This window comes from Nocardia huaxiensis, from assembly GCF_013744875.1.
In the GTDB taxonomy this organism is placed as follows: domain Bacteria; phylum Actinomycetota; class Actinomycetes; order Mycobacteriales; family Mycobacteriaceae; genus Nocardia; species Nocardia huaxiensis.
This window is the reverse complement of record NZ_CP059399.1, coordinates 6,310,487-6,321,054: the sequence shown is the minus strand read 5'-3', so window position 1 is coordinate 6,321,054 and position 10,568 is coordinate 6,310,487. Positions and strand designations below refer to the sequence as shown.

Annotated in this window: 12 protein-coding genes and 1 tRNA gene; 8 read left to right on the top strand and 5 right to left on the bottom strand. The window is 67.0% G+C overall.

Features of this window, described 5'->3' with window-relative positions:
• Positions 1–13: 13 nt before the first annotated feature.
• The gene (locus H0264_RS28735; protein WP_181580446.1) at positions 14–448 is read right to left on the bottom strand and encodes a DUF4189 domain-containing protein; all 435 of its coding nucleotides are present in this window, start codon (positions 446–448) and stop codon (positions 14–16) included.
• Positions 449–647: 199 nt separating this feature from the next.
• Between H0264_RS28735 and H0264_RS28730 the strand changes: the two genes are divergently transcribed.
• The 3 genes from H0264_RS28730 to H0264_RS28720 all read left to right on the top strand — a co-directional run bounded on the left by H0264_RS28730 (position 648) and on the right by H0264_RS28720 (position 3,762).
• Positions 648–2,066, top strand: a complete 1,419-nt coding sequence (locus tag H0264_RS28730) for a DoxX family protein (RefSeq protein WP_420831993.1) — start codon at positions 648–650, stop codon at positions 2,064–2,066.
• Positions 2,067–2,139: 73 nt separating this feature from the next.
• The gene (locus H0264_RS28725; protein ID WP_181585897.1) at positions 2,140–3,078 is read left to right on the top strand and encodes an alpha/beta hydrolase; all 939 of its coding nucleotides are present in this window, start codon (positions 2,140–2,142) and stop codon (positions 3,076–3,078) included.
• A 147-nt stretch (positions 3,079–3,225) separates the two neighbouring features.
• Positions 3,226–3,762: a hypothetical protein gene (locus H0264_RS28720; RefSeq protein WP_181580445.1), complete on the top strand. Its 537-nt coding sequence runs from the start codon at positions 3,226–3,228 to the stop codon at positions 3,760–3,762.
• 20 nt (positions 3,763–3,782) lie between these two features.
• On the opposite strand, the gene H0264_RS28715 is transcribed toward H0264_RS28720, so the two are convergent.
• Positions 3,783–4,298 (bottom strand): winged helix-turn-helix transcriptional regulator, encoded by a 516-nt coding sequence (locus tag H0264_RS28715; RefSeq protein WP_181580444.1) that lies wholly within the window; start codon positions 4,296–4,298, stop codon positions 3,783–3,785.
• Positions 4,295–6,544, bottom strand: coding sequence for a molybdopterin-dependent oxidoreductase (locus H0264_RS28710; RefSeq protein WP_181580443.1), 2,250 nt, complete (start codon positions 6,542–6,544; stop codon positions 4,295–4,297). Before H0264_RS28710 ends, H0264_RS28715 begins: the two co-directional genes overlap by 4 nt.
• 156 nt (positions 6,545–6,700) lie before the next feature.
• Between H0264_RS28710 and H0264_RS28705 the strand changes: the two genes are divergently transcribed.
• The 4 genes from H0264_RS28705 to H0264_RS28690 all read left to right on the top strand — a co-directional run bounded on the left by H0264_RS28705 (position 6,701) and on the right by H0264_RS28690 (position 8,766).
• Positions 6,701–7,075, top strand: a complete 375-nt coding sequence (locus H0264_RS28705) for an SHOCT domain-containing protein (protein ID WP_181580442.1) — start codon at positions 6,701–6,703, stop codon at positions 7,073–7,075.
• Positions 7,072–7,533 carry a hypothetical protein gene (locus H0264_RS28700; protein WP_181580441.1) on the top strand — a complete coding sequence of 154 codons (462 nt, stop codon included), beginning with the start codon at positions 7,072–7,074 and terminating at the stop codon, positions 7,531–7,533. Before H0264_RS28705 ends, H0264_RS28700 begins: the two co-directional genes overlap by 4 nt.
• A gap of 122 nt (positions 7,534–7,655) precedes the next feature.
• Positions 7,656–7,730, top strand: a tRNA-Val gene (locus tag H0264_RS28695).
• 502 nt (positions 7,731–8,232) lie between these two features.
• Positions 8,233–8,766, top strand: coding sequence for an Rpn family recombination-promoting nuclease/putative transposase (locus tag H0264_RS28690; protein ID WP_181580440.1), 534 nt, complete (start codon positions 8,233–8,235; stop codon positions 8,764–8,766).
• 65 nt (positions 8,767–8,831) lie between these two features.
• On the opposite strand, the gene H0264_RS39390 is transcribed toward H0264_RS28690, so the two are convergent.
• Positions 8,832–8,960, bottom strand: coding sequence for a hypothetical protein (locus H0264_RS39390; RefSeq protein WP_420831992.1), 129 nt, complete (start codon positions 8,958–8,960; stop codon positions 8,832–8,834).
• A 210-nt stretch (positions 8,961–9,170) separates the two neighbouring features.
• Between H0264_RS39390 and H0264_RS28685 the strand changes: the two genes are divergently transcribed.
• Positions 9,171–10,016: a class I SAM-dependent methyltransferase gene (locus H0264_RS28685; RefSeq protein WP_181580439.1), complete on the top strand. Its 846-nt coding sequence runs from the start codon at positions 9,171–9,173 to the stop codon at positions 10,014–10,016.
• Between the two features lie 49 nt (positions 10,017–10,065).
• Here the strand turns inward: H0264_RS28685 and H0264_RS28680 are convergent, their stop codons facing one another.
• Positions 10,066–10,554, bottom strand: a complete 489-nt coding sequence (locus H0264_RS28680; protein WP_181580438.1) for a DUF417 family protein — start codon at positions 10,552–10,554, stop codon at positions 10,066–10,068.
• Between the last annotated feature and the right edge of the window lie 14 nt (positions 10,555–10,568).

Genomic DNA, 10,568 nt, shown 5'->3' with positions numbered 1-10,568 from the left:
CCGAACCGTTCGGTCAACCGTTGCAGTCCGGCCCGAACACCTGGGCCGGGTCACTGGCATCGGCGCTGATGGAGGACGGCCACGGCGGGCCGACGGCGTCGATCGCGGCGCGGGTGGCGTCGTCCCGGGTGGGGCCGGCGCCGCCCGCGAATCGATTGCCGCGGAACGCGATCGCACCACATCCGTCCATGAAGCGGAGTTCGACGACGCAACTGCCGTCACCGCATTCCGCGAGCGCCCGCTGATCCGCGGCACCCTGATCGGGAAAATTCCACGAGGACCCGATCTGTCGTGAACCGTCCCCGAGCGTGCCCGAGACCGCGAAGGCGCCGTACAGGTGGCCGTCGGGTCCGCGTTCGGCCGCCGCCGGGGCATACCCCACGCCGACCGCCGCGACGGCCGAGATCAACGTGGCGAAGGTGCGGAAGGTCGTGCCTGTAACAGTCATCAGCGTGCTCCCGTCGATCCGTGTGGATAGGGGAAAACCGAGCTGCGGACATGTCCCCAGGAACGGTACTCCGCGCCCGCATCGTGAGAACCAGCAATCCGGACAATCGCGCTGTGACCGGTGCTTTTCCTGCTCAGGAAGATCTCTTAAGCGAACCAGCCGGTCCCCGGTAAGCGGCCACTCCTACTGTCGCCGGACAGTGAGCAGGAGGGGGAAGCCGGTGCCCGTGGCCGAGGAGTGCGGCGTCGCCGAGCCGGAATCGGCGGACGAGAGGACGGAGACCGAGGAGCCCGGTGCGGATGCGCCGGGGCCGGAGGTCTGGCGGCTGCCGACGCGCATCGGATTCCGGTTCGGCGTCAGCTATTTCGGCCAGTTCGGCGTGGTGGGGGTGATCGGCCTCGTCCCGGTTCTCCTGGCGGGCTCGGGGTTCGACGGAGCCTGGGCCTGGGTGGACAAGGGATTGGCCTTCGTGCGGCCGCCCATCGAATGGACCGCGGCCCAGGTGCTCGGCTTGCGGGTGACCAGCACACAGGTGGGCAGTGACAGCGCCTTCCAGTGGACGGCGCTGTTCCTCATGGTGGTGATCGCCGTGGTGGCGACGACCGGGTGGTCGGTCCTGGATCGCCAACGGCCGTCATACACCCGGCTTTTCGCGTGGACGCAGCTGTTCCTGCGGTTCGTGCTGGCGCTCGGGATGTTCTATTTCGGCATGGCCAAGGCGATTCCGACGCAGATGCCGTTCGTGCTGAACCGGCTGGTCGAGCCGTTCGGCAACTTCAGCCCGGCCGGGGTGCTGTGGTCGCAGGTCAGTGTGTCGCAGCCGTATCAGATCGCGCTGGGGGTCGCCGAACTGCTGGCCGGGGTGCTGCTGGTGGTGCCGCGCGCGGCCGCGGCGGGGGCGCTGCTGTGCGCGGTGGACATGACGCAGGTGTTCCTGTTGAACATAACCTACGACATCCGGTTGAAGACGGTGTCCTCGCAGTTCCTGCTATTGAGCCTGTTCCTGCTGGCGCCGCATGCCAGGAGGTTGCTGGCGGTGCTGTTCTCCGATCGTGCCGCGCCCGCGCTGCGTCGGTACGCCCTGTTCGAATCCGCCCGCGCCAACCGGATCGCGGTGGTGGCGCAGCTGCTGACGGGTCTGGTCCTGCTGGCCGGAACCGGTGCGCAGAGCTGGCGGCAGTGGAGCAGACCGGCCCCCGAGCTGTACGGGATCTATCAGGTGGACGGGTTCTCCACCGAGGGGTACGCCCGCGATCCGCTGCTCACCGACGAACTGCGCTGGCGGCGCGTCATCGTCGACCGCTCCTTCCACATCTCCGATCCGGTGTCGGTGACCATTCAGCACATGGACGACTCGTTCGAGATGTACGGCGGCACAATCGATCCGGCCAAGCACACCATCGACCTGCACCACCGGATCACGCTGGGCACCTACGCGGAAACCCCCATCCGGGTGCGGCTGACCTACTGGTGGGCCGACAATGGACGCTTGGTCATCGACGCCGACGACTATGGCGGACACCGCATTCACGCGTACTTCACCGAGCTCGACCCGAAATCCTTTCCGCTGCTGGAACGTGGCTTCAGCTGGGTGCAGGAGGAGCCCTACAACCGCTGATCAGCTTCGAATACCTCTTGTGACACCGGTCATTTCGTCGAGGAGGTCAGTGGTGGGTCATGTGATTGCGCGGATGCTGGTCGTCTGCCTGGTGGGTGCGGCGGGACTCCTGTGCGTTCCCGCACAGGCCGACGATCGCCGCTTCACGCTGAGCGTGTACTCGGCGGCCATGGGGCGCGAGATTCCGGTGGACATCCAGCGGGCGGCCGGCACCTCGCGGCCCCGGCCCGTCCTCTACCTGCTCAATGGCGCCGATGGCGGTGTGGGCGAGGCGAATTGGAACCGCCGCGCGCCGCAGGCCCTGGACTTCCTGGCGGACAAGGACGTCAATGTCGTCCAGCCGATCGGCGGATTCACCAGCTACTACGCCGACTGGCGCGCGCCGGATCCGGTGCTGGGCGTGAACAAATGGCAGACCTTCCTGACCGAGGAGCTGCCGCCGGTCATCGATGAAGTCCTGGGCGCCAACGGTTTCAACGCCATCGCGGGGCTGTCCTCCTCCGGCGCATCGGTGCTCCAGCTGGCGATCGCGAAACCGGGCCTGTATCGCTCGGTCGCCGCCTACAGCGGCTGTGCGCAGATCAGTGACCCGCTCGGCTATGCCTTCGTGAATGTGGTCGTGGCGCAGGGCCGCGGCAACACCGTGAACATGTATGGCCCCCAAGGGGATCCGATGTGGGCCGCCAACGACCCCTACCTGCACGCCGACCGCCTGCGCGGCCTGCACCTCTACATCTCCAACGGCTCCGGCCTCCCCGGCCCGCACGACACCCTCGACGGCCCGTTCGCCCTCCCCGGCCTCGACGGCCTGGCCAACCAGCTCACCGTGGGCGGCGTCCTCGAAGCCGCCACCGACCACTGCGGCCGCAACCTCCAAGCCCGCCTGACCACCCTCGGTATCCCCGCCACCTACGACTTCCACCCCGTCGGCACCCACTCCTGGGGCTACTGGCTCGACGCCCTGATCAGCTCCTGGCCGACCCTGGCCCGCGGCCTCGCCCTGCCAGAGTGAAGCAACGCGAATTCACAAGCGGAACAGTCGTTGTCCACATTCCACCCGTTTGCATACCAGAAGTTTGCTGGCCTAACCTCGAACCAGACGATGTTGATTTTGCCGCTCTACTCCGATCAACGCTGATCCCGAGAGAGGTGCAAGCACATGTCGAAGTTCCGAACTGCTCTCGTCACAGCAGCCGCGGCAACCTTCCTGGTGGCCCCCGTTCTCGCCGCCACCCCCGCCACGGCAGACGGCCTGGATGACGGAAGCTGCGTAGGCGGAGCCCTCACCTGGCAAGCCAACGGCCCCGGCATGACCGGCAGCTCCCAGGCCCCCGTGGGCAGCAACGTGGGCGGTCACCTCACCGGCTGCCGAGGCGCCCCCACCGACATAGGCGTCGGCACCATCATCGGCACCAGCTTCGAACCCGCCGCCACCTGCTACGGCAGCCGAGGCGGCCGTGCCGACCTCCTGGTCATCTGGGACAACGGCCAGAACTCCCACATCATCGGCTCCTGGGAGTGGACCCTCGGTCAGCAAGCCACCAACCACCTCAAAATAGTCGGCGGCCTAGGAACTGGACGCATGCTCCAGATAACAACGGGCCCACCCGAAGTAAGCCCCGGCGCGGTCACCGGCTGCATCATCGGCGGCTATCGAGCGGGCAGCTACCAGGTCCTCAACGCCAGGATCGTGTAGTTCGGCGCGCGTCCCCCCGCTCACCGCGGGTGCGCCTCCGCTGCGGTGCCGAATCGGCCTGTGGCGAGGGCGGATTCGCGGTGGCGGGCGGGGAAGCCGGGGCCCAGGTGGGCGGTGACGTCCGCGTGGTGCAGGGGTTGGCGGCAGTGGGCGCAGACGACTTCGGCGTGGGTGTCGTGGGCGCAGGGGGTGTGGTGGAGGACGACGGGCGGGCCGTCGGGGGCGAGGTGGCGGTCGCCCCAGGCCATGATGGCGGCGATGACGGGGAAGAAGTCCCGGCCCTGGTCGGTCAGGTGATATTCGTGGCGGGGTGGGCGGGACTGGTAGGGGACTTTTTCCAGCAGGCCCTCGTCCACCAGGCGGGTCAGGCGCTGGCTGAGGATATTGCGGGACAGGCCCAGCGTGCGTTCGAAGTCGTCGAAACGTTTCGCGCCGTAGAAGGATTCGCGCAGGATCAGCGGGGTCCACCAGTCGCCGATGAGGTCGACTGTGCGGGCCACGGTGCACGGCCAATTGGCGAAGGTGGTGCGCTTCATGGGGCCACGGTATCCAGGCGGGCGGGGACGTATTTGTGCCAGGGGGTGCCTACCCATTCGTCCCGGGAGTCGAATTCGGTGAGTTCGTTGGGGGCCACGCCGGTGGTGACGGGGGAGCCGGTGTCGTCGGGCACCGAGAGGCCGAAGCCATTGGGGAGGGACAGGTGGCCGGGGCGCATGCGATCGGTCGGGTCCACGGGGACTTCGACGCTGCCTCGGCGAGTGCTCACGCGGACCAGGTCGCCTGCGGTCAGGCCGAGGGTGTCGGCGTCGGCGCGGCTCATGCGGAGGGTGCCTGCGCCGTCGCGCTTGCGCCACAACGGGTCTCGGACGATGGTGTTGGCGGTGAAGGCGCGGCGCTCACCGGCGGACAGGACGAACGGCCACTGGGCGGGGTCGGCGTCGGGCTCGGGGAGCGTAGCGATCACCTGGAGGAGCTCGGGGATGTTCAGCTGGATCGTATTGTCGCGCAGTCGGGTCCAGGTTTCCTCGTAGTCGTCCTCGGTGATGACGATGCCGTGCTTGCCGGTGAGGATGGCCTCGAACAGGCGCTCACCGGCCACCAAACCTGTTCCGTAACCGGCGCGTTCGACGCTCTGCGGGAACTTGCGGGCGCAGTTGTAGGCGGCGGCCCACAACAGCGCGGCCGCGGCCGCGCCATCGGGCAGGGTGGGGCCGAGGGTCCGATACAGCAGCACGGGAGCGAGTTTCGCCTGCTGCCGGTCGGCGAGAATGCCGAGAAAGGCCATGGCGAAGGCTTCACGGCCCTGCTCGAGGGCGGCGCGCAGCGGGGCGTAGTCGTCCTCGGACAGGACGCCCGCCGCCTCGACCAGCCGGGCATGGATCTCCGGCTCCGCCAGCACGCCCTCGGGGGCGGGCAGCACCGGATGCCGCAGGTGGAAGATATTGCGCGGGAAGTCGAAATTGAAGAACGTCGCCTCGTACTTCTCGAACTGGGTGGCCGCGGGCAGGATGTAGTGGGCCAGCCGGGTCGTCTCGGTCATGGCCACATCGATGGCCACCACCAGTTCGAGCGACTCCAGCGCCTCCCGCATGCGGGCCGAATCCGGCAGGGAGTGAACGGGATTGCTGCTCTCGATGAACATGGCCCGATAGCGCGCCGGATGGTCGGTGAGGATCTCCTCGGTGATCACCGTGCACGGCACCAGCCCGCTGATGATGGGCGCGCCCGCCACCGGACTCGTCGGCCACTGGCCCGCCGGATGCCCGCGATCGTGCCCGATGGCCGACAATCCGGTGAACGCGTACTGCGTCCCCGGCTTGCCCAGATTGCCGGTGAGCAGCCACACCAGCTTCTCCACATAGCTGACCACGGTCGAGTACCGGTTCATCTGCACGCCGAGATCCTCGAGCGCCGCCACCGACTTCGCCTGTGCCAGCCGGTGTGTCGCCGCGACCACCAGTGCTGCGTCGACATCTGCTATGGCGCAATACTTTTCGATCGGGACCTCGCGCAGCACCGCCACCACCTCGTCCAGACCCCGTGCTCGCTCGGCCAGCCACTCACCGTCGATCAGGTTGTCCCGCACCAGAATCGCCGCCATCGCCGACAGCAGATACACATCGGTGCCCGGCCGCAACTGCAAATGGAAATCCGCCAGCTCGGCGGTCTCGGTGCGCACCGGATCCAGCACGATCATCGACCGCCGCGGATCCTTCGACATCTCCTTCAACACCGTGCGCGCCCGCGGAAACCCGTGCGACTGATACGGATTCTTCCCCACGAAGAACGCCACCTCGGCATGCTCCACATCCGCGCGCACCGGATGCCCGAACATGCGCGCCCCCACCCAGAAATCCCCGGTCTTCTCCTGCGCCAGCGCGCTGGACCGATACTTCATGCCGAACGCCGCCATCGTGGCCGGCGCGTACGCCCCACCCAGGTGGTTGCCCTGCCCGCCCCCGCCGTAATAGAAGATCGACTCCCCGCCGTAGCGGTGCCCGATCTCCCGCAACCGCGCCGTCACTTCGGAAATCGCTGTCTCCCAGGAGATCTCCTCGAACGACCCATCGGCCCGCCGGCGCAGCGGCGCGGTGATCCGGCCCGTGCGCCCGTTCTGATAGTGATCCAGCCGCAGCGCCTTGTTGCACGTGTACCCGGCCGACGCGGGATGCAGCTTGTCCCCGCGAATCTTGTCGAAGGACCGCCCATCCGGCCCGAGCAGCACCTGAATGCCGCAATTGCACTCGCACAGGATGCATGCCGTGGGCTGCCATTCCGTCATAGCCTCAGCGTAGGGGAGTGAGTTCACTAACGCTACTGACTCCGCGAAATTCCCGGTTCATCCCTTGCGGGTGATCCGCGACCCCTCGTTCGCCGCCTAGCGTTGCTGCCGTCGCCATCCGCGCGGCATCGTCGACCGACTCGAGCGAGGTGCACCATGTCGTTCTGGGAAGTGTTGTGGCTCATCATCGTGAGCTTCGCGTTCGTCGCCTACCTGCTGCTGCTCTTCCACATCCTCGGAGACCTGTTCCGGGACACCGAAACCTCCGGCTGGATCAAGGCGATATGGGTCGTCTTCCTGATCTTCCTGCCGCTGCTCACCGCGCTGGTCTACCTCATCGTCCGCGGCAACGGCATGCAGCAGCGCGCCGCCGCCGAAGCACGCCACCTACAGGACGCCGAGGCGAAGTACATCCGCAAGACGGCGGGCACCAACCCGGCAGCCCAGATCGCCGACGCCGGCAAACTCCTCGACTCGGGCTTCATCAGCCAGCAGGAATTCGACCAGCTGAAGGCGAAGGCCCTCTCATGACCGACCGCACCGGAAGCATCCCCTACGACGAGACCACGGTCGATCCCATCGCCGCCCTGCGCGAAGCGATGGAGAACCTGCTGCGCGACGCCACCCACTCCGATGCCCGTCTGCGCCACGCCATCTCGGCCGCCGTCCACCTCGCGATCGACGCGCCCCCGGCCATCCCCGAGGACGCGATCGACTTCCTCGGCCGCCTCGACGACACCTGGCTGCGCGCCGCCTGGCACGCCCACGACACCGAACTCGCCCTGCTGGACACCCTGACCCGCGGCGACAACCCCGTCCTGCCCTGGTGCGAGCTCCTCTTCACCACCGCCCTCGCCCCCTGGTCCCTGTCCGTGGCAGCCGTCCACGCCCGCGACCACTTCACCACCGCGAACGAACGCCTCCGCACCGCCTCCAGCGAATACCTCTGGTACCTCGAATGGCTCCGCCACCGCGGCGACTACCGCTGACCACCCACCGAGTCCCCTTGCGCCCCACCATGCCTCGGACCAGCGAATTCACACCCGACCCCAACCCCGTGCTAATGTTCCATCTCGTCCGGACCGGCCGCAACGCCACCCGGGCGAGCTACGGTTCTATAGCTCAGCGGGAGAGCACTCGCTTCACACGCGAGGGGTCGCTGGTTCGATCCCAGCTAGAACCACCAAGGGGCTTGTTCGGTCCGGCGTTCGCTCGTCGGATCGAACAAGCCCTTTCAGTAAGTCGATCGGACTATTCTCGAGCTTGTACAGCCTTGGCTCTGCTTCGCAGATCTCTCAGTGCTTCGACCCACCGCCAGTGGTCCATGCCATCGTTGAATCCGAACTCTTGATTTTGGACCTCGGCCAGTTCGGCCTCGGGTCCCACGAGATCGCGCCGTAGCCAAGTCTCCCCGCTACGCGACAGCTCCGTGCTGATGGCGAGTAGCCGATGCGCCGTCCGGCAGTACCGGAATTGTGTCGGCGACAACCTCCGCACTGCGTTCGGGGTGGGGTTTGCGGGGCTTTGGCTGTCGGTAGGGAGTGTGGGGGACGTCCGGCATCGATCTCGGTGGGTTGCGATCGAGTATCGGTGATCTTAACCCGTTGCGCGAGTGGCGAATCGGGCAAAGCGCGTGGGTTCGATGATTCGGTCCTCGGCGAGGGATTTCGGTAGTAGGTTGCTCGAATATGGCTGAGCAGCCGAAGAATCCACACGACGCCTATTTCCGGCATGTCATGTCGGAGGCGACCGCCGCGGCGGGTGAGATGCGGACGGTGCTGCCGGAAGCTGCTGCGGCGCACCTGGATTGGGATGGTTTGGAGTTGCAGTCGTGCAGTTTTGTGCCGCAGGAGTTGCGGTCGCGCTACACCGACGTGCTGTTTTGGACCCGCTGGGATGATCGCGACGCCTTCGTGTTCATGTTGATCGAACATCAGAGCAGCGCGGACGAGTTGATGGCGTTCCGGATGCTCGAATATATGATCGACCGGCTCGGTCCGCGAGCGAAGGAGATCATGATGACAACCGCTGAACAGTTCCGCACCGAAGGACGTACCGAAGGGCGAGCGGAAGCTTTGCTCGAGCAGTTGGTCGTCAAGTTCGGGGCGGTGCCCGACCGGGTTGTCGGGATCGTGCGGGGGGGGGGCGAGGCGGCGCGGTTGCGGGTGTGGGGCGCGCGGGTGCTCACCGCGGATTCGCTCGATGAGGTGTTCGCTGAGTAGCTCCGTTCGCGGCTTCCTGTAGTTGCAAGGGCTCAGGATGTGGCTGCCAGTTGCAGGGGCTGGCCTCACCCTCGAGCAGCGGCTTTCCAGGCTGCGGTGATGCCCCCTTCCTCCCAGTGCCACCACCCCTGTTCTGCACCGTGTTCCAACAGCTTGCGGATCTTCGGCAGGTCCGCCTCCGGCGGTACCTCCAAGGCCAGCGGGGACGAGCCGGAGGGCCTCGGGGTCCGGGTGGCGTGCAGGCGGCTGTGATGTCGGCGTGCATGGCCGTTCGGAGTATCCCGATGGTGAGAGATCGTGGCGGCCAGGCGATCTGGCTATGGCCGTCGGGGCAGTTGAGGCGCATCCTGTGAAGTGGACGCGTGTGGGTGGGATGCTGGGTTCTGGCGGGTGAGGAGGGATGCATGGAAAGCCTGCCGAGCAGAACGGCGATGTTCGCGGCGGTGTCGCGGGGGTTGTTTCGCTTGGAGACGGCGGCGCCGTGGGTGTTGGACGATGTGCTGGCACTCGTGCTTGTCGGCCCGGTATGGCAGGAGCTGCGAGACCGGTTCGATCCGTTGTTTCCCGGCTCGGTCCGTCGCGAATCCCGTGCGGCTGTTTGCACCCGCAGTCGGTACGCCGAGGACCGGCTGGCCGCCGGGGGCTTCACGCAGTACGTGATTCTTGGTGCGGGGCTTGACTCGTTCGCGTGGCGGCGGCCCGATCTGCTGGGCTCGTTGAAGGTGTTCGAGGTCGATCACCCTGCTTCCCAAGCCTGGAAGCTGGAGCGGGTCACGGAGCTCGGCTTGCCGCTCAGCGACTCGCAGGTCTTCGTGCCGGCCGATTTCGAGACCGGACCGGTTCGGGATGCGCTGGGGCCGGCCGGGTTCGACTGGGCGCAGCCGGCGATGTTCTGCTGGACGGGCGTGGCGCCCTATCTGACGGCACAGGCGATCGAGTCGGGGTTGCGCACGATCGCGGCGGCGGCTCCCGGGTCCGAGGTGGTGTTCTCCTACCGGGCCGAGGACTGTGCGCTCGACGACGTGGGGACGGAGTTCGCCCGCATCTACACGCCGATCGCGGCTTCTGTCGGCGAGCCTCTTCAGCCCGGCTGGCCGGTATCCGAGATCGAGACGCTGGTCAACCGATGCGGGCTGAAGGTCATGGACCATCCCACACGTGCAGACCTCCAGCAGCGGTACTTCGCCGACCGTACCGATGGTTTGCGGCCCTATACCTTCGAGACCCTGGTGGCCGCCCGGGTCACCTGAGCGAGCGCAGATCGCGAACCTGTGAACGTCGGCGCTCATCGGTTGACTGTCATCGAGTGGTGAGGCGGACCCAGGAGCGGCCGAGGATCATCAGGGACGCGCCCAGGAGTGCGAGGTCTTTGATGAGGAAGCTGCCGCCGGGGGACAGGAATGGCGGGGTGGGGGCGTAGCTGGTCGAGGTCACCAGGAACGAGAGCGTCAGCAGGAATGTGCCGGTGGCGAGGAGCCCACCGGCGACGCCCGCGCGGGCGCTGCGGATGCCCAGGAGCAGGAGCGTGGCGGTTACCAACTCGATGACTCCGATTGCCGCCGATACCGTTCTGAGGTCGGCGACGTCGTAGAGCCAGCTCATCAGCGGGCTGCCGCTGACCAGTGGTTCGATCGCGGCGGCTTCCTCCGCGGTGAACTTCATCGCGCCGATCCAGGCCAGGGCCGCGATGACGCCGCAGCATGCGAGGAGAGAGCCCAGGCGGTCGACTGTTCGGCCGGTGTCGGGGGTCGGCAGGTATCGGCGCGGGGTGGGTGTGGTGGTGTTCATGGAGGCTCAGTGTC